The 26,662-nt window shown below is 66.2% G+C and carries 25 protein-coding genes and 1 tRNA gene; 11 read left to right on the forward strand and 15 right to left on the reverse strand.

Translation table 11 applies throughout. The features are described from left to right. Positions 1 to 1,361: 1,361 nt before the first annotated feature. The 3 genes from NA11_RS36490 to NA11_RS36500 all read right to left on the reverse strand — a co-directional run bounded on the left by NA11_RS36490 (position 1,362) and on the right by NA11_RS36500 (position 3,215). The gene (locus NA11_RS36490; protein WP_218023448.1) at positions 1,362 to 2,186 is read right to left on the reverse strand and encodes a hypothetical protein; all 825 of its coding nucleotides are present in this window, start codon (positions 2,184 to 2,186) and stop codon (positions 1,362 to 1,364) included. A gap of 45 nt (positions 2,187 to 2,231) precedes the next feature. Continuing rightward, positions 2,232 to 2,756, reverse strand: coding sequence for a hypothetical protein (locus NA11_RS36495; RefSeq protein WP_069166646.1), 525 nt, complete (start codon positions 2,754 to 2,756; stop codon positions 2,232 to 2,234). Between the two features lie 240 nt (positions 2,757 to 2,996). Then, entirely contained in the window at positions 2,997 to 3,215 is a 219-nt protein-coding gene (locus tag NA11_RS36500) for a hypothetical protein (RefSeq protein ID WP_069166647.1), read from the reverse strand. A gap of 464 nt (positions 3,216 to 3,679) precedes the next feature. On the opposite strand from NA11_RS36500, the gene NA11_RS36505 reads away from it, so the two are divergent. Beyond that, on the forward strand, positions 3,680 to 4,831 hold the full coding sequence (locus NA11_RS36505; RefSeq protein WP_069166648.1) for a helix-turn-helix domain-containing protein: 1,152 nt from the start codon (positions 3,680 to 3,682) through the stop codon (positions 4,829 to 4,831). Between the two features lie 221 nt (positions 4,832 to 5,052). Here the strand turns inward: NA11_RS36505 and NA11_RS36510 are convergent. After that, positions 5,053 to 5,125: transfer RNA gene (locus NA11_RS36510), tRNA-Ala, on the reverse strand. A 121-nt stretch (positions 5,126 to 5,246) separates the two neighbouring features. Here NA11_RS36510 and NA11_RS36515 point away from each other — a divergent pair. Beyond that, on the forward strand, positions 5,247 to 6,656 hold the full coding sequence (locus NA11_RS36515) for a DUF222 domain-containing protein (protein WP_069166649.1): 1,410 nt from the start codon (positions 5,247 to 5,249) through the stop codon (positions 6,654 to 6,656). A gap of 886 nt (positions 6,657 to 7,542) precedes the next feature. On the opposite strand, the gene NA11_RS36520 is transcribed toward NA11_RS36515, so the two are convergent. The 7 genes from NA11_RS36520 to crcB (NA11_RS36550) all read right to left on the reverse strand — a co-directional run bounded on the left by NA11_RS36520 (position 7,543) and on the right by crcB (NA11_RS36550) (position 13,462). Next, positions 7,543 to 8,346, reverse strand: a complete 804-nt coding sequence (locus NA11_RS36520) for an SAM-dependent methyltransferase (protein WP_069166650.1) — start codon at positions 8,344 to 8,346, stop codon at positions 7,543 to 7,545. A 104-nt stretch (positions 8,347 to 8,450) separates the two neighbouring features. Then, positions 8,451 to 9,152 (reverse strand): DsbA family protein, encoded by a 702-nt coding sequence (locus NA11_RS36525; protein ID WP_245746464.1) that lies wholly within the window; start codon positions 9,150 to 9,152, stop codon positions 8,451 to 8,453. A gap of 112 nt (positions 9,153 to 9,264) precedes the next feature. Next, on the reverse strand, positions 9,265 to 10,638 hold the full coding sequence (locus tag NA11_RS36530) for an MFS transporter (RefSeq protein ID WP_069166652.1): 1,374 nt from the start codon (positions 10,636 to 10,638) through the stop codon (positions 9,265 to 9,267). A gap of 7 nt (positions 10,639 to 10,645) precedes the next feature. Then, positions 10,646 to 12,286, reverse strand: a complete 1,641-nt coding sequence (gene pgm, locus NA11_RS36535; RefSeq protein ID WP_069166653.1) for a phosphoglucomutase (alpha-D-glucose-1,6-bisphosphate-dependent) — start codon at positions 12,284 to 12,286, stop codon at positions 10,646 to 10,648. A gap of 47 nt (positions 12,287 to 12,333) precedes the next feature. Further along, the gene (gene crcB / locus NA11_RS36540; RefSeq protein WP_069166654.1) at positions 12,334 to 12,696 is read right to left on the reverse strand and encodes a fluoride efflux transporter CrcB; all 363 of its coding nucleotides are present in this window, start codon (positions 12,694 to 12,696) and stop codon (positions 12,334 to 12,336) included. Continuing rightward, the gene (locus NA11_RS36545; RefSeq protein WP_069166655.1) at positions 12,693 to 13,055 is read right to left on the reverse strand and encodes a DUF190 domain-containing protein; all 363 of its coding nucleotides are present in this window, start codon (positions 13,053 to 13,055) and stop codon (positions 12,693 to 12,695) included. The genes crcB (NA11_RS36540) and NA11_RS36545 overlap by 4 nt, the downstream gene beginning before the upstream one ends. Before the next feature lie 5 nt (positions 13,056 to 13,060). After that, a complete protein-coding gene (gene crcB, locus NA11_RS36550; protein WP_084655380.1) occupies positions 13,061 to 13,462 on the reverse strand; it encodes a fluoride efflux transporter CrcB in 402 nt (133 codons plus the stop codon). Positions 13,463 to 13,803: 341 nt separating this feature from the next. On the opposite strand from crcB (NA11_RS36550), the gene NA11_RS36555 reads away from it, so the two are divergent. Next, on the forward strand, positions 13,804 to 14,979 hold the full coding sequence (locus NA11_RS36555) for a lipase family protein (RefSeq protein ID WP_069166656.1): 1,176 nt from the start codon (positions 13,804 to 13,806) through the stop codon (positions 14,977 to 14,979). A gap of 79 nt (positions 14,980 to 15,058) precedes the next feature. On the opposite strand, the gene NA11_RS36560 is transcribed toward NA11_RS36555, so the two are convergent. Next, complete coding sequence (locus NA11_RS36560) at positions 15,059 to 16,558, reverse strand: MFS transporter (RefSeq protein ID WP_069166657.1); 1,500 nt, start codon at positions 16,556 to 16,558, stop codon at positions 15,059 to 15,061. Positions 16,559 to 16,676: 118 nt separating this feature from the next. On the opposite strand from NA11_RS36560, the gene NA11_RS36565 reads away from it, so the two are divergent. Together NA11_RS36565 and NA11_RS36570 are read left to right on the forward strand one after the other, a co-directional pair. After that, the gene (locus tag NA11_RS36565; RefSeq protein WP_069166658.1) at positions 16,677 to 17,351 is read left to right on the forward strand and encodes a TetR/AcrR family transcriptional regulator; all 675 of its coding nucleotides are present in this window, start codon (positions 16,677 to 16,679) and stop codon (positions 17,349 to 17,351) included. A gap of 53 nt (positions 17,352 to 17,404) precedes the next feature. Continuing rightward, positions 17,405 to 18,700, forward strand: a complete 1,296-nt coding sequence (locus NA11_RS36570) for a D-arabinono-1,4-lactone oxidase (RefSeq protein WP_069166659.1) — start codon at positions 17,405 to 17,407, stop codon at positions 18,698 to 18,700. A 3-nt stretch (positions 18,701 to 18,703) separates the two neighbouring features. Here the strand turns inward: NA11_RS36570 and NA11_RS36575 are convergent, their stop codons facing one another. Further along, complete coding sequence (locus tag NA11_RS36575) at positions 18,704 to 19,447, reverse strand: SIR2 family NAD-dependent protein deacylase (RefSeq protein WP_069166660.1); 744 nt, start codon at positions 19,445 to 19,447, stop codon at positions 18,704 to 18,706. Positions 19,448 to 19,571: 124 nt separating this feature from the next. On the opposite strand from NA11_RS36575, the gene NA11_RS36580 reads away from it, so the two are divergent. The 3 genes from NA11_RS36580 to NA11_RS36590 all read left to right on the forward strand — a co-directional run bounded on the left by NA11_RS36580 (position 19,572) and on the right by NA11_RS36590 (position 21,713). Continuing rightward, a complete protein-coding gene (locus NA11_RS36580) occupies positions 19,572 to 20,483 on the forward strand; it encodes an oxygenase MpaB family protein (protein ID WP_069166661.1) in 912 nt (303 codons plus the stop codon). A 344-nt stretch (positions 20,484 to 20,827) separates the two neighbouring features. After that, a complete protein-coding gene (locus NA11_RS36585; protein ID WP_069166662.1) occupies positions 20,828 to 21,241 on the forward strand; it encodes an arsenate reductase ArsC in 414 nt (137 codons plus the stop codon). A gap of 70 nt (positions 21,242 to 21,311) precedes the next feature. Continuing rightward, on the forward strand, positions 21,312 to 21,713 hold the full coding sequence (locus tag NA11_RS36590) for a VOC family protein (protein ID WP_069166690.1): 402 nt from the start codon (positions 21,312 to 21,314) through the stop codon (positions 21,711 to 21,713). Here NA11_RS36590 and NA11_RS36595 read toward each other — a convergent pair. Both NA11_RS36595 and NA11_RS36600 read right to left on the reverse strand, forming a co-directional pair. After that, positions 21,644 to 22,450, reverse strand: coding sequence for a helix-turn-helix transcriptional regulator (locus NA11_RS36595; protein WP_069166663.1), 807 nt, complete (start codon positions 22,448 to 22,450; stop codon positions 21,644 to 21,646). The genes NA11_RS36590 and NA11_RS36595 overlap by 70 nt on opposite strands. A gap of 117 nt (positions 22,451 to 22,567) precedes the next feature. Beyond that, positions 22,568 to 23,071 (reverse strand): hypothetical protein, encoded by a 504-nt coding sequence (locus tag NA11_RS36600; RefSeq protein WP_069166664.1) that lies wholly within the window; start codon positions 23,069 to 23,071, stop codon positions 22,568 to 22,570. Positions 23,072 to 23,244: 173 nt separating this feature from the next. Between NA11_RS36600 and NA11_RS36605 the strand changes: the two genes are divergently transcribed. From NA11_RS36605 to NA11_RS36615, 3 genes are all read left to right on the forward strand, one after another. Then, entirely contained in the window at positions 23,245 to 24,015 is a 771-nt protein-coding gene (locus tag NA11_RS36605) for a dienelactone hydrolase family protein (RefSeq protein WP_069166665.1), read from the forward strand. Between the two features lie 213 nt (positions 24,016 to 24,228). Continuing rightward, complete coding sequence (locus NA11_RS36610) at positions 24,229 to 25,620, forward strand: bifunctional lysylphosphatidylglycerol flippase/synthetase MprF (RefSeq protein ID WP_084655373.1); 1,392 nt, start codon at positions 24,229 to 24,231, stop codon at positions 25,618 to 25,620. A 9-nt stretch (positions 25,621 to 25,629) separates the two neighbouring features. Continuing rightward, the gene (locus tag NA11_RS36615) at positions 25,630 to 26,577 is read left to right on the forward strand and encodes a threonine/serine dehydratase (protein WP_069166666.1); all 948 of its coding nucleotides are present in this window, start codon (positions 25,630 to 25,632) and stop codon (positions 26,575 to 26,577) included. Positions 26,578 to 26,662: the final 85 nt, after the last annotated feature.

A 26,662-nucleotide genomic window follows, 5' to 3' on the forward strand; every position in this document is an offset into this window, starting at 1 on the left:
CAACCAGGGTCACCGACCAGGTGGTCCGTTTTGAGTTGCCGCGCGGTGGTCATTTTTCACGTGCTGCCGACAGACTCGACGTTCATCACGGCTCCGCTCGCTCATCGAGAACCATCCGGCGTTCTTCGACCAGCTTGGGTCGAGCACGTCGGCGGACTCGACACCGGTCCACGCTGCACTCCAAGTGCACCTGCATCGCCAGATGGGCTTGCTCGGTGCGTGTGTCCGAAGTTGTCGCTGGAGTCGAGGATCGCGATGTGGCCGACGCGATGGCTGTCCGCGAAGCGCTTCGCGACACCTACCCCACGTAGGCGTTGATGTACCGGTCTGCTCAGGGTGCTTGTTGTCACGCAGTCGCGGTTCGAGGAGCCTCATTGTTCAGGTGCGACACCTGCCGTTAGAGCCACCGCGAGAACGGGATGCAAAGCCCCACAACATCAACCGGATGTTTCATCGACTGCGCGAGAATGCCCATGTGCCACAGGTCCGGGTGCATGACCTTCGCCATTCTTGCGTTGTTCACGAATGGAGTGGAGGGCGGCGACGATACAACGCATCTTGCGGCACAGCGCGATCGGGGTGACCCCGGGCATCTACATGGAGGTGATCGAGTCGGTGAAGCGCGATGCCCTGGACTCGATGGGGGTTCTGTTCGATTCTTCGGCCGACGACCCTGCGATGTGAACTGCCGTCACCGATGTCGTCAACCGGATGAACATGCCACCCGAAATACGAAAAGGCCAGATCCGGAAAATTGCCGGACCCGGCCAGTGGTATGACTTTGCAGCGACCGATCCGAGCCAAAAAGGCCGAGAGATCCGAGACAGCCTCGAGCGTGGCCTTGTGAGGCAAGCCCCGCAGGGGCGCGGCAGCGCTCAAGGACAGACGAGCAGGGATCGGCGACGTCCTAGGTCCGTACCGATGGTTACGAGTGCGATCAGCCGAAGATGAGGCCGAGACGGTCGTGACGAGAGCGGTTCGATCCTCATCCTGGTCGCACACCAGGTGCTGCCCGGAGCGGAGGGCGGGCGCCCTGGGCGGCGCGTAGCGCGCCGCTCTTGATCCAGTAGAGGTGAATTCGGCAAGTTCTCTTAGTTGGGTTTCTGGTTTTCTCTTTTCTTTCTTCTCACTTCCAGGGCTCCCAAACTCTTCATCTGTTCTGCTTGGCCCATCAAAAGGGTTGCGGCACAATATTCTTCGCGAACCCGACCGTGTGCCCACCCCTGTCGCGACGCGACGGGTCAGGACTCTGGCACGTGGGCCGGGATCGGGCGATCCGAATCCCGACAGGAGTTTTGCAGTGCGTGTCCCTACCTTCTCTGGAGAAGATGGGGCATATTCGGGTGTTAGCCGCTGAACCATCACCGCTCGCGCTCTATGCCGCGGGTGTCCCGTCCATCCCTGCCATGGCCTTGAACCCGCGCCGCCTGCCCTGGCTGCGTCTCTACAGCCAGCTCGGGAGCCTGTGCTTGGCCCAACTGATACAGCCGTGCTACCTCGGGCGGCAGCAACGCTAGTTCCGCTGCCCGCCGTTGTTTGGCATATTCTAGTTCCGCGCTTCGTTGTTTTTCGGTCTCAACGCGTTCCGGAGCGGATTTCTCGGGTGCTTTATCGGGCGCTGGTAGACCGATACCGAACCGTTCCTGAAATTGCTTTACTGCTTCGAGGGCGGCTGTGCGCTCGGTTTTCTCCCGCTCGGTTTTCTGCGCTTCGCGAGCCTTAGCTCGCTCGGCTTTTTCCCGTCGCTCTCGGCGGATGACTTCGGGCGCCGCCTGCCTGCCGCGCTGCGCCGCCTCTCGAAGCTGGTTAATGCTATCGCCGAATTCTCGCCGTAGATCCATCAGCAGTGTCCGATACTTCGGCGACATCTGCTCACCAGCAACTGTTCGAACACGGAGCGTTTCGATTACACCCTTTGCAAGAAGTTCGCGATCTTTTTTCAGCTCCCGAATGTCGTTCTTACTGCCGGTTTGACCCGACTTGTCTTCGATGGCATGAATCTTGCCGTACTCGTCTGCCCTGGCCTTGTCGTAGTGCCGTGGGCCGAGCGACGTGGCGTGCCTGTCCGGTTGCTGCACGTAACCGTTCTGACGATCGTGGAATAGGTGTTCTATGCCGTTCTCGAAGACTCTCCCGCGAGTGGGATTATCGTGTGGATCGCGGATTTTGTCGTACTCGTCGGGCATGACGGTGCCCACCCCCGAATGTCAGGTTCGAGCTAGAGTGTTCGACTATGCTCCGTCACGCGACGCAGCATAATCGTCTGCAAATTCACGTAACATATCCGCCATACCGGAGAACATCCCGCCGTCGGCCGGATCGTAGTCCTCGATCATAAGTTTCATCAACCCGAAAGCGGTATCGCCGTCGGTGTCGAATCCGTATTCCAAAAGCGGATTGACGTGGTCATAGAATGAATTCTCGCGGCCGAACCACTCGTAGTCCTCCCAATGAGCGCCCGCGAACGTGATGAAGCATTCGCCTAGAAAGCAGATGAATGCGTCAGCCATATCGGCACGCTCGGGCTCCATCGCGGTAGCCATATCCGGGAACAGGTCAGCGACAGCGGCATCTAGCTTCGCCAATTCCGGATCGCCTTCGTGCCACGGTGCAGCCGGAATCTCACGCAATCCGGCGTAATCCAAGAATTTTCGCACCTGCGCCATGCGCCGATCAGAGTCGACCCATTTACCCCACTCGGTTTGCTCGACCGGAACACCGAGATCCAGCACTATCTGTTGCTCGTCGTGCCCCATGCTTCCGCCTCTCTCGTAGCGGCCCCCAACAGGCCAGTGTCCCGCGTCCACGGGTCAAGGTACAAGCTGATCACGCTGAGCTCCGGTGTTCCTCGGTCGTGGCGTCCGGGCATTGGGCGCGGATGAATCGTTCACGTGCCGTATCGAGTTGATCGAACAGCGGCCCGTGCTGCGGCTCCCCCGCAGCGTTCCACGCTTCTACAGCATTCCGGAACTGCTGTAGCTCGAGCTCGTAGACCTTCATGGCCCTTCGTACAGTCGCTCGTTCGGGAGTCGACGCAAACCGGTTGTGTCGCCGAGGACTACGTCGATCCGATCGAAATAGTGGCACCGGCGCTGCTCCTCGACGAAGAACAGCGCCGAGGTGAGGCAGGCAGCGAAGTCCAACCGTTCGCCCCGCAGAGTGACGGCCAGGTGCACGTCCGGTTCTTCGGGGTGCGGAGACGACTCGACGTTCATCACGGCTCCGCTCGCTCATCGAGAACCATCCGGCGTTCCTCGACCAGCTTGGATCGGGCACGTCGGCGGACTCGGCACCGGTTCACAGTGCATTCCAGATGCACTTGCATCGCCAGATGAGCTTGCTCGATTGTCATCGGCCCTGGGTCGGCGCGACACGACCAAACAGGCGCATACCGATTGTCAACCGTCGGCAATTCCATTGTCGGGCAACCGATGTCACGAGCCATGCGTTTCTCGCGTTCGATCTGGTCAACGGTGAGATTGCTATCAGGCATCGCGTGAGACCCCCTGTGCAGGACGGTTTTTGGTGTACCCGGCCCTCCGGTCATTCAAGGTGCGGCGGCTCTGTCCGAGGAGCGCCTACCGGGTACCAATCCAGACAACCACCGCCAACGTCAGCAGAGGGGCACGTTGGTGTCCACATGCGTCTACAAACCTTTAACGGCCGTTAAGCTGGGACAGTGGAGCCCGACGCCACTATCACCGACGGTGCCCAACTCCGTGCTGCCCGTGAGGCTGCCGGGTTGAGCCTGTCGGCGCTGTCGGCTCGCACGCACTACAGCAAGTCATTGCTCGGTTTGTTAGAAACTGGGCAGCGCCAAATCCACCCCGAGCACGTCAGCGCATACTCGGAAGCGCTGGGCCCTGGCTCGGCACTGTTTGTTGAACCGGCCGATGGCGAACGGGCAGCGGCGGAATGGGTTCACCGGGTTGCAGCGTCAGATCTGGGTCGAGACACACTGAAGCGCTTTGAGCTGTCAGTGGACGACTTGGCTGCGGCATACCCGACTACCCCTCCGGGTGAATTGCTCGTCCGTGTACGCCAGCACCTCGGATACGCCGGACGTTTGATGGCCAGCCGCAAGACTCTGCCACAGCACCGCCGACTACTCGTTACGGTCGGCTGGCTCTCGCTCCTAGCGAGCACATGCCATATCGACCTGGGCGAGTCCTCCGCCGCCGCGGCAAGAGGCCACCTCGCATGGAAACTGGCAGACGAAGCCGGACACCCAGAGATCGCAGCGTGGTGTCTGGAGACGCGAGCATGGCAGCAATTGACCAACGGCCGGTTTGCGGCAGCAGCCGAGTTGTCCCGCTCGGCGCAGACCCTCGCCCCCGAGGGTAGTTCGGCGTTTATCCAAGCGACTGCCCAGGAAGGGCGCACGCTGGCACGGCTAGGCGACAGCAAGGGCACCTACAACGCGCTGCGTCGGGTCGCGAGACTGGTGACCGGACTGAACACTCCCGACCGACCAGAGCACCACTTTCGCTACGACCCTGCGAAGTCGGATGCATACGTGGCCACGACACTGGCGTGGCTAGGTGACCCAGCTGCGGAGTCCTACGCCCGGCACGTACTCGCCGATCTCGCGGGCGCCGAGACTGTCCGGCCTCGTCGAATTGCTTCGGCCAACCTGGATTTGGGGCTCGCCCTAGTAGCGGCCGACAAGCCGGACGAAGCGGCGAATGTCGCGCTTGCGGCTGTCACGTCAGGCCGATTGGTTCCATCGAACTACTGGCGTGTGTCCGAAGTTGTCGTCGGGATCGAGGACCGCGACCCGGCCGACGCGATGACTGTCCGCGAGGCGTTTCGAGACACGTATCCCACCTAAGTGCTGGTTGCGCCCTCTGCTGGGTGTTGCCAGGAGATCATCGCACTGCCCGAATTCGCAATCGAGATACACACTGCGGCAGCAGCAGCATCGGACAGAGCGGTCAACGGCGGCGAGTGAGCGTGGACGCGTCGGTCGGCTTAGTTATGAATTAGTTGGAAGTTCGGCCGTCACGGGGACGGTTCGAAAAGCAAAAATCCCAGCCTAAGCTGGGATTTAAGTGGAGCTAAGGGGACTCGAACCCCTGACCCCCACACTGCCAGTGTGGTGCGCTACCAGCTGCGCCATAGCCCCGAGTGGTTGCTTTCAGGTTTCCCTGACTGCCTGAACGAAGTTACACCACGGGTGTGGCGGCGGCCAAATCGCCATGAATCGGGGGTGGCGGCGGGGCGGGCGGCGTCGTAGACTCGAACGCATGTTCGAAGGAAACGATCTCTCGGCGATGGACTTTCAGGCCATGAGCGACGAGGGGCTGATCGATGCCCTTCGGACGGCACATGGGACTTCGGCGGCCGCGCAGGCTGCGGAGGTGTTCGCGGTGCGCGAGTTGTATCGGCGGCATCGGGCGGTGAGCGCGGAGCCTGGGCCCGGCGGGGTGCGGGCGGGCGAGTTCGCGGCGTCCGAGGCGGCGGTGGCGTTGCGGATCGACGAGGGGTCGGTTGCCGCGATGATCGATGTCGGTCTGGCGCTGGAGGATTGGTTGCCGCGCACGCGAGCGGAGTTCGCGGCGGGGCGGATCGATCTGGCGAAGGTGCGGGTGATCATCGAGAACACACGTGCGGTGGCCAGGGATGTGCTCGCCGAGTTGGAGCCGAGGTTGTTGGAGACCGCGGCGCGGACTACGCCTGCGCGGTTGCGGCAGGCGGCGCGACGGTGGACGGCGCGGTTGGATCCGGCTGGGGCGCAACGGCGTCGGGAGCGGCGGCAGGAGGATCGCGACGTTCGGATTCGGGCGATGCAGGACAGTATGGCCGTTTTCGACGGGGTGTTGCCCGCGCCGGGTGCGCAGACGGTGGCGATGCGGCTGCGGGAGATGAGCTTGCAGGTGTGTGCGGCGGATCCGCGGACGATGCCGCAGCGGCGGGCGGATGCGCTGGTGGCGCTGGCCGATGGGTCTGGGCGGTTGCGGTGTCTGTGCGAGCGGGGTGAGCGCTGTCCGAAACGGGATGTCGCGAGCGAAACGCCGCGCAGGCCGCTGATCCAGATCGGGATACCGGCGGACACGATGCTCGGAATCACCGAGGCGCCCGCGTTTTTGGCCGGGTACGGGCCGATCGATGCGGCGCTGGCGCGGCTGCTCGCCGAACATGCTCGGTTCCAAGTGATTCCGGAGCAGCCGGATACCGGTGCGCTGGCGGCGCAGGTGGATCGGGATGTGCGGGCAATGGATGGCATGTGCCGGTTTCCGGGGTGCACGATGCCTGCCGCCGAATCCGATGTCGATTATCAGGGCCAGTCGATCTCCCGTGCGGGTGTGACGGTGTTGTGCTCGCGGCATCATCGCTTGAAGGTGTTGGCGGACAACAAGAAAGTCCCGTGGTCGGCAACGCAGGCCGACCAGGATCGGCTGCGGTGGACGGCACCGACCGGCGAGGTGCAGGTGACCGTTCGCGAGGGCGCGCGGTATCTGTTCCCGCACAGGGATATTGATGCGCTCGCCGGGACGATCGACGAGCAACCGGAGCGCCAGGCACGCACGCTCCCCGACGATATCGCCTATCCGCTGCGCGGCCACGTCCTGGTGCACCGGCAACTGTGCCGGATCGCGCCGGAAGACGAAATCCCGGACGACGCAACGACTCCCGCGGCCCATCCCGCGTACTGAAAGCTGGCTCGAGATGTGGTCCGAGGAGATGAGGGCATCGGAGACACACCATCGAGCGACCCGGCCGGGTCGTCGACCGTCGGCGGCCCGGCCCACCAGCCAACAAAATCTCGATGCACGGCGGTCCCACCGACTGGGTAGGCGGGACCGCGCCATCGAATGGGCCGAGCCGTCATGTGGTGGACGTGACGGTTCGGCCCGAAGACCAACCGACAGCTCGACGCGCAGCGGACCCGGCCGACCTGGGAAGCACGACCGCGCCATCGAGCGGGCCGGGCCGTCCCGTGGTGGATATGACGGCCCGGCCCACCCGAAACTCGATGTGCGGCAGTCCCGTTGGCTGGGGAAGCGGGAGTGCGGCATCGAGCGTGGCCGAGCCGTCGGCTCGATGGAGTCGACGGCTCGGCCCTCCATCGTCGACTCGGCGTGCGGCGGTCTCGGGGGCCGGGATGTCAGGCCGCGCCGCCGAAGGGGCTGGGCCGTCCGGCGGTGGATGCGGCGGTCCAGCCCCGCTGACCAACCGAATGCTCGGCCCGCGGCGGTCCCGGCTGACTGGGGTAGCTGGATCGCCCGCCGAGCGGGCCGAGTCGTCGACGCGTTCGGTGGCTCGGCCCTCGAGCCGACGCCGCCGGGCACCATTCGACCAACGGAATGCTCGGCGTTCGTGGTCCCGGGGAAACTCGAGGAGTCGGACCATCCGTCGAGCGGGCCGAGCCGAGGCAGGTGGTGTGTCCGGCCCGGCCCCCATCACTCCGCGATGCAAGCACCGGACCATGACCATGACCACGACGCACACGAACTCGAAACCCCGACGGCAGCCTCGGACAAGGAATCGCCCCCGAACTCCATGCGGCCCAGGACAACCGGCGGTCACGCACCGGCGAACTCAGGACTTGACGGCGATCCCGCCGACAATGATCTGTTCGACCAAGCTCAAATTCTCCCGCACGATGCCGTCCGGCCGCCACAGTGTCAGCGGCACCAGACCCGGCTCGACCAGCGGATACCCACGGAACAACCGGGTGATCTCCGCTTCGGTGCGGAAACGCCCGCTGCCGAGGAATTCGATGAACGATTTCTCCAACGCGCGCGACTCCTCGCCCGTGTCGAGGAAGTGCGTGATGAACAGATGACTACCGACCGGCACCGCGTCCAGGTATCCGTCGACGACGTCCTCGGGATTCTCGTCGTCGTGCAGGTGATGCAGCATGCCGACGAGCAAGACGGCGATCGGCTCGCCGAAATCGATGAGCTCCTGCACATCCGGGTGCGCGAGCACCTTGGCGGGGTTACGCAGATCGGCGGTGATGACTCGCGTCTGATCGTTCTCGCCGAGTAGCGCACGTCCATGCGCCAACACGATCGGATCGAAGTCGACGTACACGACCCGGGAACCCGGCTGCAGCGACTGCGCGACCTGATGGGTGTTCTCCATGGTGGGTAGCCCCGCACCGAGATCCAGGTATTGCTGCAGTTTTGCTGTGCCGGCCAGGTAGCGAACCCCACGACCGAGCACCGCCCGGTTCAGTTTGGCGAGTACGTCCACCTCAGGCATGGTTTCCTGCAGGTGTTCGATGACATGTTCGTCGGAAGGGTAGAAATCCTTGCCACCTAGCAGGGCGTCATAGACTCGCGAAATACTCGGCTTGGACACGTCGAAGTCGACTGGCGCCGAATCGGAGCTTGTCATCGTTCACCCTTTACGCGTGGAACTCGGACAGTTGACCGTCTTCGAAAAGCCTAGCTACGCAAGCAGATGACGTGCGGCGCAATGGCCGTTTCTCTCGACCAGGATTACCGGGTGAGTGCGGCTACCCAATCCTCGTTACTCACGTCGATCTTGGTCTTGCCGTCGAACACGGAGGGAGTACCCGCCTTGCCACCCGTCAACACATCGAGTGCGTCGGTGGTGGCCTGCGCCGATGCGCGAGCGCTATCGACCTTGGCGCCGGTGGCGATGCACTGCACCACCGGCTCAGCGGCGCCCGCGACCCGGGCCAGCGCGGCGAGTTCGTCGTTGGAGAGGTCGGCGCCGCCCTCGCTCGGGCGCTTGGTGGTGAACGTCTCGGTGTGGAACTTCGCATACACCGAGCTCGAAACACCTTCGGCCACACACTGATTCGCGGCGACAGCGCGGGTCGAGTAGTCCTTGCTCCGCGAGCGCGGATCGAGGAAGTTCACCAGCCGGTAGCGGACGGCCAGTTTGCCCTCGTCGATCTGCTGGGCGATCTCCTGCCCATAGGTGCGCTCCATGTTCCCGCAGGCCGGGCAGAGCGGGTCTTCGAAGATGTCGATCGTCTTCACCGCACTCGGCTTGCGCAGCAGAATCGAACCGTCCGATTCGAGCACCACGGTCACCGCCGGATCGTGCACCGACCCGTATCCGTCGTTGCGCACCGCGGGCTCGTCGCGCCCCCACGTGATCGCCGCGATCACGATCACCACGATCAATGCGAGGGCCACGGCGCCCAGTGCATAGGTGGTCGTGCTGGACATGGGCCTCGGGGTGTAGTTCGAACGCGATTCGCTCACTCTGCATACTTTGCCGCAACCGCTCGCCGCCATTACTTCCGGCCCGAACAATCGCAGGTCGCACCAGCGGCGCGGATCAGCGGACGATTCGATCGCGACCGGTGGGTTCGGCCTCGACCTGCGTAACCGTCGGCGCGACCGCGGTATCCGCGACCGGCGCACCTGCCACCGCCTGCTCGACCTCGCGGGTCACCAACTGATGCTCGGCACCATCCGCACCACAGATGTGCTCGCACGCATCCGGCACTTCCTCGGTTGCCCGCTGCCGCATCGGCTCAGGCACCACCGCCCATCCCACCGCCGCAACAGCGAGCAGAGCACCGGTCACCGCGAGCGCGAACCCGTACGACGCCTGCTGAGCCAATGCACCGACCGCGACCGGACCGAGCACGGTCCCGAGATCGGCCGCCATCTGGAACCCGGCGAGCACCGGCCCGCCGCGCGCGTTCGGCCCGATGATGTCGGCGACCGCGGCCTGCTGAGTCGGCGTGAACAGGCCTGCCCCAACGCCGGCGACAACCGAGGTGACCAGCAACCACACCAGGTTGTCGGAGATCCCGAGCCCGGCGGTGCCGAGCGCACAGATCAACAATCCGGCGATCAGGAACGGCCTGCGCCCCCACCGGTCGGAGTACCGGCCCGCAAAGAAGAGCACCGCGACATTGCCCGCCGCGAACACGGTCAACGCCACCCCGGCCATGCCGGGCGACTGATGCAGCACCTCGACGACAAGCAGCGGCACCAACGCCATCCGCACGCCGAACACCGCGGCACCGTTGGCGAAGTTCGACAGCAGCACCGCCCGGTACTCCCGCTGCGCCCACCCTTCCCGGAACGACATCATCCGCACGCCGCCCACCGTTTCCGGCGCGGCCAGCCGCGAGTTCCGCAGTGCCAGATAGACGGCCACCGTCACCGCGAGCAACGCCACCGCATAGATCAGGAACGGCACGCGCAGCCCGAGCCCGGACAACACACCACCGACCAGCGGACCACTCACCGACCCGATCAGGAAGCTGGTCGACCACAGTGCCGACACCCGGCCCCGCGCCGCGGGCGGCGACATCCGGATCACCAACGCCAGCGACGACACCGTGAACATGGTCGACCCGATCCCGCCGAGCGACCGCAAAACCATGAGCTGCCAATAACTTTGCGCGAACGCGCAGGCGCCGGTCGACACCGCGACGATCAACAGCCCGCCGAGATAGACCGACCGCTCCCCCAGCTTCTGCACCAGCTGCCCGCTCATCGGCGCGAACAGCAACCGCATCAACGCGAACGCGCTCACGATCGCCGAGGCCGCGGCAACGCCGACCCCGAAGCTGCGGGCGAACTGCGGCAGCACCGGCGCCACCAGCCCGAATCCGATGGCGATGACGAACGCGCCTGCGACGAGAACCCAGATCTCGATGGGTAGCGCCTGCTCGCGTGCCGCCTTGCTGCCCACCGATCTACTATTCACCGGCTAGCGCCTGTCCCACCACTTCCTCCGCGGCCGCCTGCACCTGTGCGAGGTGCTCGGGACCGTGGAACGACTCCGCGTAGATCTTGTACTTGTCCTCGGTGCCGGAGGGACGTGCCGCGAACCACGCGTTCTCGGTGGTCACCTTGAGCCCGCCCAGCGGCGCGCCGTTGCCCTTCGCTCTGGTGAGCACGGACGTGATGGGTTCGCCTGCCATCTCCTTGGTGGTGATCATGTCCGGAGTCAACTTCGCAAGCAGTGCTTTCTGTTCCGGCGTCGCTGCCGCGTCGATGCGCGCGTAGGCCGGTGTGCCGTAGCGACGTTCGAGGTCGACGTAGCGCGCCGACGGGCTCTGGCCGGTGACCGCGGCGATCTCGGCGGCGAGCAGCGCGAGCAGGATGCCGTCTTTGTCGGTGGTCCACACGGTGCCGTCCATCCGGAGGAAGGACGCGCCCGCGCTTTCCTCGCCGCCGAATGCGAGGCTGCCGCTGAACAATCCGGGCACGAAGAACTTGAAGCCGACGGGCACCTCGTGCACGTCGCGGCCGAGCACGCTGACCACCCGGTCGATCATCGACGAGGTCACCACCGTCTTACCGATCTTGGTCAGCGCGTCCCAGCCCATCCGGTTCGCGACGAGATACTCGATCGCGACCGCGAGGAAATGGTTCGGGTTCATCAGCCCACCGTCGGGCGTGACGATGCCGTGCCGGTCGGCGTCGGCGTCGTTGCCGGTGGACAGGTCGTAGTCGTCCTTGATCGCGATCAGCGACGCCATCGCATACCGCGAGGACGGATCCATCCGGATCTTGCCGTCGCCGTCGAGCGTCATGAACCGCCAGGTCGGGTCGACGAACGGGTTGACGACCTCGAGCTCGAGGTCGTAGCGCTGCCCGATCTCTTCCCAGTAATCGACGCTCGCCCCGCCCATCGGGTCGGCGCCGAGCCGGATGCCTGCGCCGCGAACGGCGTCCAGGTTCAACACGTTCGGCAGATCGGCGATGTAGTGGTCCAGGTAGTCGTAGCGCTGGACGTTGGTCGCCAGCGCGTGCGCCAAGGTGGTGCGTTTGATGCCTGCCAGCCCGTTGTTCAGCAGTTCGTTGGCGCGGGCGGCGATGGCGTCGGTGGCGGTGTTGTCGGCCGGACCACCGTGCGGCGGATTGTATTTGAAGCCACCGTCGCGTGGCGGATTGTGCGACGGCGTGACAACGATGCCGTCGGCCTGATTCCGGGTGCCGCCCCGATTGTGGCGCAGCACAGCATGACTCAACGCAGGCGTCGGCGTGTACCGGTCGCGGGCGTCGATCATCGCGGTGACATCGTTGGCGGCGAGCACCTCGAGCGCGGTCGTCATGGCAGGCTCGGACAACGCGTGGGTGTCCCTGGCCAGGTACACCGGACCGGTAATCCCGCGCGTCGCACGGTATTCCACGATGGACTGGGTGATCGCGAGGATGTGCGCCTCGTTGAACGCGGTGTCCAGGCTCGACCCGCGATGCCCCGAGGTACCGAACACCACCTGCTGCGCCGGATCCGACGGATCCGGAATACGGCTGTAGTAGGCCGTGACCAGGTGTGCGATGTCCTCCAGGTCGGTGGGACGCGCGAGTCGCCCTGCTCGATCATGGGCCACGCTCGGGTCTCCCTTCCGTATCGACGGCGCCCTGCTCGTCATCAGGATCATGTCGACAACCACTGCGTTGTCGACGCGGCGGCGAAGACCGCGGCCAGGCTGACCGCGACACTGATCACGATGTTGCCGACGGCGTAGGCGTAGGCGCCGTCCGCCACCAGCCGGATCGTCTCGTAACCGAACGTGCTGAACGTGGTCAGCGCGCCGCAGAAACCCGTACCGGCGGCGGCCAGCAGCCAGTTGCCCGCACCAGCGCCGATCAATCCACCGAGCAACGCCGAACCGACAATGTTAACGGTCAGCGTGCCCAGCGGCAGCACGGAATCGAAACGTGCTGATACGACACGATCTACGAGGTATCGGGCGGGCGCGCCGAGCATCCCGCCGAGCAGGATGAGCAGAACGGTCATCGGGCGGCTCCCTGCCACAGCTCGAGTGGCGAGAGAGCGACGTTGATGGTGGTGAACAGCTCGGCGTTCTGCTCGACGAAGGAGCGCAGCCGCTCCGGTTCGTCGACGAGAATCAGCATCAGGGGCAGATGATCGGCCATGTCGAGGATTCGGGTGGTGTGGATGCGCGAGGACGCGCCGTAGCCTTCGATGCCGCGCCACACGCTGGCCCCGGCCAGTCCGATGTCGCGGGCCCGGCGCACGATCTCGTGGTACAGGGGCGAGTGCCGCCATTTGTCGTCCTCGTCGAGCAGCACTGTCAACCGCGCAGCCGGCTGCCACCGTCCCGCTTCGCTCGCGTGGTCGGTTCGTTCGCTCACTATCCCTACCCCCTTCCGTCGTGCCGTTGCCGTTGCCGCCGAGCAAGTCCAGCTATCCACCGTGTCATGCCCATGGCGAGCGCGACAGCCCCCAGCGATGCCACCACCGATCCCCCGAGATAGCCGAGCGCCTTGGCGACGGCACCCGATTCGAGAAGTCTACGAACCTCGAGGGCGTAGGTGGAGAAAGTGGTGAAGCCGCCGAGCACACCGATGCCGAGAAAGGGGCGTAGCAGTCTGTGGGCTACCCACACTTCGGTGACCAGAACCATCAGGATCCCAATGGCAAAGCATCCCATGACATTGACCGCTAACGTCGACCAGGGCACCTGCCCCTGGCGCACCGGCCAGCACTCGCCGAAGCCGTAGCGGGCCAGCGCGCCGAGCCCGCCACCGAGCGAGATCACCAGGAGCACTGTCGGTTCGACCAATGGGGCACGGCCCACGTGCTGACCTCTCGACCCGAACGCCACCTGCGTAATGCTATCGGTTGTACCGGACGGTCCGTTCAGCAGGACCCGGGCGCGCTACAATAACGAACAGCGTTGTTCGTTGACATATCGTGCAGTTCCGCGTACGAATGCCCTGAAGGTTTGGCCGAAGTTGTCTCCATCCCCCACTTACTCAGGTCGGAGCAATGATGGCGGCACGACGAGCACACTCGACAGCGCACCCGGAGACGGCTGATCCGCGCCGCCCGGGGCGTCAGCAAACGCCCGGCAGACGACAGCTAACCGTCGGAAGGACCTTGCGGCGACTCTCGGTGGTCGCGCTCGCGGCGGCCGCGGCCGGACTCGGTCACCTGGCGCCCGCGGTGGCGGCGCCCATCTACCCGATCCCCGACGGCGACAGCTTCTACTGGGCGCCGCCGGATGTCGGGAACTACCAGCCGGGCGACGTCATGCGCAGCAGGACGGTGCCCGCGGCCGGATTCCCCGGCGCCACCGTGTGGCAGCTGCTGTACCGGTCGAGCAACTCGGCGGGCGACCCGATCGGCGCGGTCACCACGCTGCTGCTGCCGCCCGGCGGCGGCATGAACCGTCCAGTGGTCTCCTATCAGCCCATGGTCAACTCGCTCGGCATGCGGTGCGCGCCCTCGCACAGCATCTTCGACGGAGGCATGCAGGAAGCGCCCGCGCTCAACCTGCTGCTCGCTCGCGGGTGGGCGGTCGCGGTGCCCGACCATCTCGGACCGGTCAGCGCCTACGGCGCCGCGAAGCTCGGCGCCAGGCTCGTCCTCGACGGCATCCGTGCCGTAAAGCGCTTCGGCCCAGCCGATCTCGGGCTCAGCCCGGTCGGCATGGCAGGCTACTCCGGCGGCGGCATGGCGACCGGTTTCGCCGCGGCGCTCGCCCCCGAGTACGCACCGGAGCTGCCCCTCGTCGGCGCGGCCCAGGGCGGCGTTCCGATGAACATCGGCAAGCTGGCCCAGGATGTCGGGATGGCGCCCAACCCGCTGTTCGGCCTCGGCTTCGCAGCGGCCGCCGGCCTCGAGCGTGAGTACCCGAACGAGCTCCAGATGGACCGAATCCTCAAGCCGGCCGGTTTCGCCCTGCGCAACCAGCTCGCCAACGCCTGCACCAAGGAGATCATCGACTCGGGGGCGAACAAGAGCTTCGGCGATGTGTTCATCGGCGCCATGGACGCCGATCCCGTGGTGATCCGGGTGCTGCACGAGAACAGCATCGAAACCTTCCCCGGTGTGCCGCGCATCCCGATCTACGAATGGCACGGCGCGTCCGACCAGGTGTCACCGCAGTTGGTGCGAGAGGTCGTCGGGAGGTACTGTGCCGCAGGCACTCCGGTGCTGCTCAATATGGTCCCCGGCGCCGATCATGGCACGGCGATCGCCGCGGGCGCGCCCGCCGCGTTCGGCTATCTCGCCGATCGCTTCGCAGGTTTGCCCGCACCGAGTAACTGCTAGAGAGTTCACTGCTCGACCACACACAGCACAGCGCCCGCGTTCTTCTTTGAACGCGGGCGCTGTGTATTTCCGGCGGAACTCAGTGCACGATGACCGGTTCGCCTTCCGACGGCGCAGGCACCGTGTTCGGCATCAGCACCGCGGTGATCACCGCGCCGACCACGAAAATCGCGGTGGCCCACCAGAAGCTGGTGGTGTAGCTCTCGATCGCGGACTGCGCCACGGTCAGCGGGTCCTGCGCCCGGCTCGCCAGGTAGTCGGTCGCCGCCGAGGCCGCGATGGTGCTGAGCAGCGCCGTGCCGATCGAGCCACCGACCTGCTGGCTGGTGTTGATCATCGCCGAAGCCACGCCTGCGTCCTCGTGGTGCACGCCTGCGGTTGCGCCCTGGAACGCGGTCGACATGGCGCCACCGAGGCCGAGGCCGAGCAGGATCAGCGCGGGCAGCACGTGCGAGACGTAGCCGGTGTCGAGACCGATCTGGGTCAGCCACGCCATGCCGCCTGCGGCGACCAGGAATCCGACGGACATCACGATCTTCGGGCCGACCTTCGGCAGCACGAGCGACGGAACCGTGGTGGAGGACACCACCATCGCCGCGACCATCGGCAGGAACGCCAGGCCGGTCTTGATCGGCGAGTAGCCCATGCTCAGCTGCATGTAGTAGGTCAGGAACAGGAAGATCGCGAACATGCCGATGCCCATGATGAACACCGTCAGGAACGAACCACCCCTGGTGCGGTCCAGCACGATGCGCAGTGGAAGCAGCGGATGCGCAACCCGGGTCTCGATCACCACGAACGCCGCGAGCAGCACGGCGCCACCGATGAGGAAGGCCAACGTGACCGGGTTGGTCCAGCTGGTCGACTCGGCGTGCGAGAAGCCGTACACGATGCCGAACAGCGCTGCGGTCACCACGACGGTGCCCGGGATGTCCAGCCTCGGTCGCTCGTTGGTCACATGCTTGGCGAGCAGCAGCACCGCGCCGACCAGCGCGACGGCGGCGAAGGCCAGGTTGACGAACATCACCCAGCGCCAGTTCGCCCATTCGGTGAGCATGCCGCCGAGCAGCAGGCCGATCGCACCGCCTGCACCGGCCACCGCACCGAAGATGCCGAAGGCCTTGGCTCGTTCGGACGGCTCGGTGAAGGTCACGGTGAGCAGCGACAGCGCGGCGGGCGCAAGCAGCGCGCCGAACACACCCTGTCCGACGCGGGCCGCGACCAGCATCTCGAAGCTGGTTGCCGCACCACCGACCGCGGAGGCGCCCGCGAAACCGATCAATCCGATGATGAAGGTGTTGCGCCGACCGAAGAGGTCGCTGAGTCGGCCGCCGAGCAGCAGCAGGCTGCCGAACGCGAGCGCGTAGCCGGTGACCACCCACTGGCGGTCGCCGTCGCTGAAGCCGAGGTCGCGCTGCGCGGCGGGCAGGGCGATGTTCACGACGGTCGCATCGAGGACGACCATGAGCTGTGCCACGCCGAGTACGGCGAGCACCCACCAGCGCAGCGCATGCGAGCCGCGACGGCCCTGATCTGATTTAGCGGGGGCGGGTGCCCCACGGTCGAACGTGGTAGTCATTTGTCCCCTTTGTCTCGAGTCTTGATGCGGAGTTAGCGCCTCCGGTTACCAAGAGAAAGCTACCACCATAACGGAGACAATGCCTCCGGTTAATCCCGATACAAGGTAGGATGACACTGTGAATCACGCCACGGCCGTCTCTCCGCCCCGCCGCCTGCGTGCCGATGCCGCGCGAAATCAGCAGCGGATCATCGCCGCCGCGCGCGAACTCTTCGCCGAGCACGGACTCGAGATCACTCTCGACGACGTCGCCGAACGCGCAGGCGTCGGCGTCGGCACGGTCTATCGTCGCTTCGCCAACAAAAAAGAGCTGATCAGCGAGGTCTTCGAACAGAACATCGATGATTTTGCCGAGGCGACCGAAGCGGCCCTGCAGAACGCCGATCCGTGGTTCGGATTCGTGGAGTTCGTCGAATATGCCTGCAGGCACATGGCGGTGAACCGCGGCTTCAGCGAGGTGATGCTCGAACTGGAGGACGGCAATATCGACCGCTTCGTCACCGTGCGCGACCGGATCAAGCCGAGGGTGACGGCCATCGTCGATCGCGCGCGCGACGCGGGTGCGCTGGCCCCCGGCATCGTGCCGCACGACGTGTTCGCGCTGATCCACATGGTCGACGGCCTCGCCGACTTCGCCAAGCCGGTCAATCCGGACGTCTGGCAGCGGTACATGGCGATCGTCCTCAACGGCGTGCGCGCGGACGGCACGCCACGCCAGCCACTGCTGGTGCCGCCACTCACCGACGACGAGGTCGAGCGGGCCAAAGGCGCCTGCGGAGGACGCCGAAGGTAACAACTGCGTTATAGAAAGCCCGCATCACCGGGCCATACCCTACAGTTGGTCACATGACCAACTCGTGGGTGAACTGGGCTGGCGATCAACGGTGTGCTCCGGCATCCATCGCGACGCCCCGCACGTCCGATGAGCTTGCGGAGATCCTCGCTCAGGCGGGCGATGCGGGTCAGACGGTACGCGTCGCAGGCGCCGGGCATTCCTTCACCGACGCCGTGCTCACCGACGGCGTCCTGGTCGACCTGGCCAACCTCAACCGCGTCCTCGACGTCGACACGGCCACCGGCCTGGTCCGGGTCGAGGCGGGCAGCACCCTCAATGCCGTGAGCAACGCGCTGCACGGGCACGGCCTCGCCTTCCCCAACCTGGGCGACATCGACGTGCAGACCGTGGCGGGCGCCACCGCCACCGGCACCCACGGCACCGGCGCCACCCTGCAAAACCTTTCCGCCGCACTGCATTCGATCGAACTGATGCTTGCCGACGGCAGCCGGGTGGAACTCAACGCCGAGACCGACCCCGATGGCTGGCGCGCGGCGCGGGTCAGCGTCGGCGCGCTCGGCGTCGTCACCGCAGCGACGCTGCAGCTGGTGCCGTCGTTCGTGCTCGAGGGCGTGGAGCGGCCGGTCCCGGTCGCGGACGTCCTCGACGACCTGGACACCCACATCGACAACAACCAGCACTTCGAGTTCTACATGTTCGCGCACAGCCCGCTGGCGATGACCAAGCGCAACAACGCCGTCGATCTGCCCGAACAGCCGCGCGGTAAGGCCGTCGACTGGTTCGCCGACATCCTGATGTCGAACTACACCTTCGACGCGCTGTGCAAACTAGGCCGTTGGCAGCCGCGGCTGGTGCCGTGGATCCATCGCGGCGCCGCCTACGCGGGCAGCTACCGCCGCCAAGTCGACCGGTCCTACCGGGTTTTCGCGTCCCCGCGACTGCTGCGCTTCACCGAGATGGAGTACGCGATCCCGCGTGCACATTCCGCCGAGGCGATCCGCGCGATCAAAGCCGTCTCCACGAAGTTCGATACGCCCATGCCGATCGAGGTGCGCTGGGTCGCGCCCGACGACGCGTTCCTCTCCCCCGCGACCGGCCGCGAAACCTGCTACATCGCGGTGCACCAGTACCGCGGCATGCCGTACGAGCCGTACTTCCGCGCCTGCGAGGCGGTGTTCGACTCCTTCAACGGCCGCCCGCACTGGGGCAAGCGCCACTTCCAGACCGCGGACACGCTGCGTGAGCGCTACCCGGACTGGGATCGCTTCGCCGAGGTCAGGCAGCGCTTCGACCCCAAGGGCCGGTTCAGCAACGCATATCTCAACCGGGTGCTCGGCAGCGTGTGATCGCTAGCCGAGGATCTCGGCGACAAGGCGCGGCACCGCGGTGCCGATGGGTTCGCGGACGATTTCGGTGGCCATCGAGTCATACGGTGTCGGTTCGGCATTGACGATAACCAGGTCGGCGCCCGCGTCGACGGCGATGGCGCACATCGACGCAGCAGGCTCGACCTGCAGCGAGCTGCCGATCGCCAGGAAGATGTCGCTGGTCTGTGCGGCGAGCGCGGCCGCGACCGTGGTGCGCCGGTCCATCTGCTGGCCGAACATGATGGTCGCGGCCTTGAGCACGCCGCCGCAGCTGGGGCACGGCGGGTCCGCTTCGCCCGCCGCGACGCGGTCGAGCGTGGCCGCCATCGTGGTCTGGTAGTCGCATTCGACGCAGACCACCTCGAACATGTTGCCGTGGATCTCGATCACCCGGTCGGCGGCGAATCCGGCCCGCTGGTGCAATCGATCGATGTTCTGGGTGATGATCGTGACCGCGCGCCCGGCCCGTTCCAGCTCGACCAGCGCCGCATGCGCGGCATTGGGTCGCGCCTGCCAGGCGGGGTTGTCCCGCCGAGCCAGCCAGGAGCGTTGCCGCAGCTCGGGATCTGCGAGGTAGCTGTCGTAGGTCGAAAGCAGTTCGGCGATCGGGTCTTTCGTCCAGACGCCGCGCGGGCCGCGGAAGTCGGGAATGCCGGAGTCGGTGGAGATGCCTGCGCCGGTGAGCACTCCGATGCGGCCGTCGCGGCGGCGCCACTCGCTCGTCATGCCACCAATCTAGGGCGCGCACGATCAGTGCGCCGGTCGCGCTCGTTTCGCGCTACCAAGACGATGAGAGAATGCTACTCTAATCATCTCATCGATTTAGCAGTGTTGATCAAAGGAGATCACGATGACCGCGTCCGCCGCACTCGAGCCGACCAGCACGCGATCGCTGCCCCAGCGCCGACCGTTCACACCAGGCAGCCGCCTGTGGGACGAGACCGGCCTGATCACCTTCTCGCTGACCGCCGGATCGGCGTTCCTGCTGCAGACCATGGAGCCGAGCATCTCCGCGGTCGTCGACGAGCACTCCACCTTCCGCACCGATCCGATGGGCAGGGCCGTGCGCAGCATCGCGTCGGTGATGATGTGGGTCTACGGCGGCGAGGACGCACTGGCCGAGGCGGATCGGCTGCGGGCCATGCACGCCTCGCTCAACACCACCGACGCGCACGGCACCAGGCACAAGGCACTGGCCTCCGGCCCATGGGCTTGGGTGCTGCACACCGGAACGTTCGCGTTCGCCGAGAACGCGAAGTACTTCTCCCGCAGTCCGCTCACGGAGACGGAGAAGGAAGCGGTCTTCCAGGAGATGGTGCAGTTGATGCGCAACTTCGCGGTGGCGCCCAAGGAGATTCCGGCGAGCTACGCCGAATTCGAGACGTTCTTCGCCGACACCGTGGCGAATCACCTGGTGGCCACCGATACCGCGCGCGACTACCTGCGGGTGATCCGGTCCGTCGCACCGCCGAAGCAGTTGCCCCGGGCATTCGCGCCGCTGTGGCGCGCGGTCGTCGCCCCCGTCGGGCGGATGCAGTACTTCGTGACGGTGGGCACGACCCCCGACGTCGCGCGCGCGAAGCTGGGACTGACCTGGACCGAATCCGACGAACGCAAGTTGCGTGCGCTCGGCTGGGTGCTGGCGCGGACCGTTCCGCTGCTGCCCGAACGGGTGCGCTACTTCCCCATCGCGTTCGAGGCACGCCGCCTCGAACGGGATCGGCTGCGGTTGCGCAAGCTGATCGACTTCCGCCCGATCTGAGGCGGCTACCTCCTCCGCGCCGCGGCCGAGATCGGTCGCGGCGCTGTATGCGTTGTGTAGCAGCGACTTTCGCCGCAGGAACACGAACCGTCCAGTTCGGAATCAGGCACGGCGGGGCAACCTTCGCAAACCGCTGCGCGGCAACAACTTCGAGCCATCGGACGGTGGCCGACCGGCACGGCGGCGGACGTCTGTGCGGACGACCACAAGTCCCCCGTAACGATCCGCGCCACGCTGGTATACGTATCCCGTACGCTTCGACAGCGTTTCGGTCCCAACACGCCGGATGAGCCTCATCTGGCTGCGCATATTCCGCTCCGCTCTGCTCACCGAAAGGCGCATCTATGCCCCACAAGCCCAGCGTGCTGTTCATCTGCGTGCACAACGCAGGCAGGTCGCAGATGGCCGCCGGGTTTCTCAGCACGCTGGGCGGCGATCGGATCGAAGTCAGAACGGCGGGCACCGAGCCTGCCGCCGCCCTCGACCCCGTCGCCGTCGCCGCGATGGCCGAGCTCGACATCGACATCTCCGGCAACATCCCCAAGCCGCTCACCATGGACGCGGTCGGGCTCTCCGACGTGGTGGTGACCATGGGCTGTGGCGACGCGTGCCCGTTCTTTCCCGGCATCAGCTACCGCGACTGGGTGCTGCCCGATCCGTCCGGGCAGACCATCGAGGTGCTGCGCCCGGTCCGCGATCGGATCCGGATTCTGGTCGAGAACCTGATCGCCGAACTCGTCCCTGCCCTCGCCCGCTGACCGCGGGGCGAGCGCGGCGCGGTCCGATTTGTTCAAGACCGCGCCCGCGGTCGCTGGTTACCGTCGGGACATGACTCCACAACTCGACGTAATCGGCATCGTGGTCCGCGATATGAGCGCCTCGATCGCCTTCTATCGCCGCCTCGGCCTCGACTTTCCCGAAGGGTCCGAGCAGCAGCCGCACGCCGAAGCGGCGCTCGCCAACGGACTGCGGGTCGCGCTCGATACCGATGCCACCATCAAGTCCTTCCACGCCGAGTGGGAACCGCCGAGCAGCGCGGGCCGGGTCGGCTTGGCCTTCCGCTGCGCGGATCCCGCCGAGGTCGATGCGGTCTACGCCGACATGGTCGGTGCGGGCTACCCGGGCGAGCTGAAACCGTGGGATGCCTTCTGGGGCCAGCGCTACGCCGTGATCCTGGACCCGGACGGCAACGGCATCGACCTGTACGCCGCACTGCCGACCGCAAGCTGATCGTCCACGGGCACCGCGTCACTCGATCGAGTCAGTACCTCCCCCAACGGCATTCCGGTGAGGTCACGCACCTCTCGCGCCAGGTGGGCCTGGTCCGCGTACCCGGTCGAGGCCGCGGTCTCGGCGAACGACATTCCGTCCCGCACCCGCGCGACCGCACGTTGCAGCCGCAACACCCGCGCCAGCGTCTTGGGTCCGTAGCCGAACGCCGCCAGCGAACGCCGATGCAGCAGTCTGGCATTCAGGCCGACGGCCTCGGCCGTCGCACCGACCGTCCAGCCGTTGTCCAATGCCGCGACCACTCGGCGCAGCAGCGGGTCCGGTGGCGCCACCTCACGTGCGCGCCGCAGCGCGAGCCGCTCCAATCCGACCACCGGATCATCGGCGTCGGCGAGTTCGTCCGCCAGCCGCCGCGCCACCGCCGACGACCACACGTCCGCGAGTTCGACTCGCTGATCGCGCAACTCGTGCGCGGGCACCCCGAGTAACGCGGGTGCCGTCCCCGGAAAGAACCGCATCCCGACGTATCGCGTCCCCACCGCAACCTCTGGATGGTGCGCTGCGCTGTCCGGCCCGGCGATCACCAACCGCCCGCCTACCCACAGCAGGTCGATGCACCCGTCCGGCAGCACCGGCATCCCCGCATCCAGCGCGGTCACCGTTCGCGTCCACACCACCGCGCGGCCGAACCGTGACGGCCGCTCCCGATACCCCTGACCATCCCAGGCATCGTCCACCCTCTCGACGCTACCGCCACCCTCCGACACTGTCCGAGGCAAAGCCGCACAACGACATGTCAACCGGCGGACACGACCCAGCAGGGCGCTTCCGAGAGCGTGCCCTTCGGATATGGGTCAGCGCGCGGCGGGGACCGGGAAGACGCCGCGCGGCACGACCCGGATAACCGGGCTCGGGTGGGCGGCCGCGATTTTCGAATCGGGATCTTTACAGCCGACGGTGACATCACCGATCGGGGCTGACGAAAATGTCCAGACCGTCATCCAGTCCTTGCCATTCACCGATTCGGTCTTCTTCACGTCCGAGGACCGGAGATCTTCGTTCCGGCCGGAACTGTCTACCACCGTGCAGCGCAACCCGTTTGCGGCCTGCCCCCAGTCAGCGGGCACCCGGATATCCATCACCGCGTCGGCGGGTATCGGGACATTCTTGGTCTCACCGAGCGCGATTCGCACACCGTCGCCCGCTGCGTTGTCCGTGCCAGGATCCGGCGTGGTCGCGGCGTCCGAACTCGACGAGGTCGCACCGCTCGACGTGGCCTTGTTCGCCGACTTGTCGGCGGCGCAGCCCGCTAGCGCGACAACGACCAACGCGGGAACCACCAGCCAGATCCGTTTCACAGGTCAACCTCTCGTCGCGCCGATACTTCAAGCGATTGCTACGGAGATAGAGCATGACAACTTCGGAGACGAATGAAGACTACACACGCCCGAAAACACCTAATTTATTCGGTATTTTGCCGGAGTAATCTTGGCTCGTTCGTTTGTCACCATTCATGCGGAGGGCCTTGCTGATGACTGCACCTGTCGTGTTCCGGACCGTCGATATCGCGCTGGCCGATGGCACGGCCGACGCCTACTTCGCGCATCCGGACGACGGCGCACAGCATCCAGGACTACTGCTCTATCCGGACGCGTTCGGGCTGCGACCGTGGCTGCGGGAGATCGTGGAGACCATTGCCTCGGGTGGCTTCGCTGTGCTGTCGCCCAACATCTTCTACCGTTCCGGCCGCGCCCCGGTGCTGCCGATGCCCGACTTCGACCTCCCCGACGCGCACAGCGCATTCTTCGAGGCACTCGCTCCGCTGCGGGCAGCGCTCACGCCGGACAAGGCGATGCAGGACGCGCAGGGCTATCTCGACTGGCTGGCCGCCGACGCCGCAGTGACGCCAGGCCCGCTGGCCGCGGCGGGCTATTGCATGGGCGGCAGGCTCGCGCTGCGCACCGCCGCGACGCTCGGCGATCGGATCGGTGCCGCGGCCAGCTTCCACGGCGGCTTCCTCGCGGCCGACGACCGGCCGGACAGCCCGCACCACGATGCGGCGGGCATCACCGCGGAACTGTTCATCGCGCACGCGGACCAGGATTCGTCGATGCCGGCCGACCAGATCGCCGGCCTCGAGCGGGCACTCGACGCGGCGGACGTGCGGTATACGTCGGTGGTCTATCCGGCGGCGGCACATGGTTTCACGATGCGAGACACCCCGGCGTACAGCGAGGAGGCGTACCACCGTCACCTGCGGGATCTTCTCGGCCTGCTGCATCGCCGCTTCGACGCGGAATAAAGCCCCCATCATCGGATGTTTCGGCTGGGGTCGGTACCGACTCCAGCCGTACGGCCGGATTGTGCCGTTGTGCGACCAACCGGCCGGTTCGGAAACCCCGTTGCTTCCAGAACCGCTGGTTCCGCATAGTGTTGTCGGTAGGCGATCATCGGGAGGACCACATGGCGAAGCTGGTGTGGATGGAGGAACGCGACACCGGGGCGGAGATCAGGCGTGGCTGACGAACGCAGCGCGGCCGCGGCGGTGCCGCGCTACTCGACACTGACCGGGTATCGACAGGCCGCATTCACCACGACCTCGTTCACCAGGCCCGTCTTCATCGGCGCTGCCCTTGTGGTCAGCATGGCGCTGGTGTATTCGGCCAATCATGACGCGCACGAGGGCGTGAACCACGCATGGTTCGTCGGCGTCGCGCTGGCCGGTGTGTTCGTGGCCCGCGGCCTGCACCTGCGCAGGCCGATCACCTTGCCGCACGTCGCGGTCGCGGTGCTGGTGCTGGCGATCGCCCATCTCGCCTATCGCGCCGAACATCCCGGCTACGGATTCGTGCTGCTCGCCTCCAGCGGCTTCCTCCTGGTGCTGCCGCAGTCGAGCAGACCGCAGCCCGAACAGCTCTACCGCGTCGCCGAGCTGGTCGGCCGGACCGAACGGGACCCGCTGGCGCCGTTCGCCTTGCACTCCTCGAAAACCTATTTCTTCAACGAGAATTCGACCGCGGCGATCGGCTACCGCACCCGCTTCGGCATCGCCGTGGTGGCGGGCGACCCGATCGGCGACCGGGTGGCGTTCCCCGCGCTGCTCACCGAGTTCTCCGAATTCGCGATCAATCAGGGCTGGCGCATCGCGGTGCTCGGCGCGAGCCCGCACCTGGCCGACCTGTGGCGCCGCCGGGCGCTGGAACACCGTGGGCTGCACGCGGTTCCGATCGGACGCGACGTGGTGATCGAGGTCGACGATTTCGCCATGGTCGGCAGGAACTACCGCAATCTCCGCCAAGCCGTCAGTCGCACCCGCAATTTCGGGGTGAGCACCGAGATCGTCGACGAGTCCGCGCTGACCGACGCGCAGCGGGCAGGCCTGCTCGCCATCGTCGACGAATGGGGCAGGGGCAGGCAGACACGCGGCTTCTCGATGATCCTCGACCACCTGCTCGACGGGCGGAACCCGAACATGCTGGTGGTCATGGCGAAGGACGAGGACGGAACCCTGTCCGGCTTCCAGCGTTACGGCATCTCCGGGCGCGGCCGCGAGCTCAGCCTCGACGTGCCGTGGCGGCGCAAGGACGCCCCCAACGGCCTGGACGAGCGGATGATCATCGACCTGGTCGAGTACGCGCGCAAGCACGACATCAACCGGATCTCGTTGGCCTTCGCGCCTTTTCCCGAGCTGTTCGCCGAGAAGGAGAAGTCGCGCACCGCGAAGCTGATCTATCGGCTTGTGCACCTTGGTGATCCGCTGATCCGGCTGGAGTCGCTGTATCGTTTCCTGCGCAAGTTCCACGCGCTGTCGGACCAGCGGTATGTGCTGATCCGCTGGCGCGAGGTCATCGTCGCGGCCGCGGCTCTGCTCACGCTCGAGTTCGCGCCGCATCGCCGAGAATACTGAGGAACGCCCGTGGAACTGTCGCACGGCGACATCAAAGCAGCCGTCGAGCGAGTCGCGGGACTGGTCAGGCCGGTCGCGCTCGCCCCAGCCGACGAGGGTGCGGGGCAGCTGTGGTTCGCGCTGGAAATGCTGCAGCACACCGGCAGCTTCAAGGTGCGGGGTGCGCTGAATTTTCTACTCGCGCATCGCGATAACGGCACGCTGCCCCCGGCTGGTGTGACCATCGCCTCGGGTGGCAATGCCGGGTTGGCCTGCGCATGGGCGGCTCGCGGACAGGGCGTCACCGCAACGGTGTTCCTGCCGACCACCGCGCCGAAGGTGAAGGTCGATCGACTCGCCTCCTACGGCGCCGACGTCAGGCTGGTCGGCACGCAGTACGCCGACGCGCTCGCGGCCAGCCGGGAATTCGCGGCAAACACTGGCGCTTTGCTCTCCCACGCCTACGACAACCCGCTGATCGCCGCGGGCGCAGGCACGCTGATGACGGAGATCCACGAGCGCCTGCCCGACCTCGACACCGTGGTGGTTGCGGTCGGCGGCGGCGGGCTCTTCGCCGGAATTGCCACCGCCGCAGACCATTACGGCGTCCGCACGATCGCGGTCGAGCCGCGGAACTGCCGCGCCCTCAACGCGGCGCTCACGGCGGGACAGCTGGTCGATGTCGACGTCGATTCGATCGCCGCCGACTCACTCGGCGCCCGCCGCGCCACCGCATTGGCGTTGACCGCCGCGCAGACCTACGACGTCACCTCCGTGCTCGTCGACGACGCGGACATCGTCGCGACCCGCCGCGCCCTGTGGGACGACCGCCGCCTCGCCGTCGAATACGGTGCCGCGACCGCGCTCGCCGCACTGGGCGGCGGCGACCAGCAACCCGTCTTCCGACCCGAACCCGGCGAGCGGGTCTGCGTCATCGTGTGCGGCGCGAATACCGATCCGTCCGATTTGGCGAGGTAACCGCGTCGCGCGAACAGCGGTGACCTCCACGGAAGTCCGGCGAGACCGAGGCAGCGGGGCTACGCTCGTCTCGTCTTCGATCCCG

The sequence above is a fragment of the Nocardia altamirensis NBRC 108246 genome (genome assembly GCF_001612685.1).
Taxonomy (GTDB): Bacteria; Actinomycetota; Actinomycetes; order Mycobacteriales; family Mycobacteriaceae; genus Nocardia; species Nocardia altamirensis.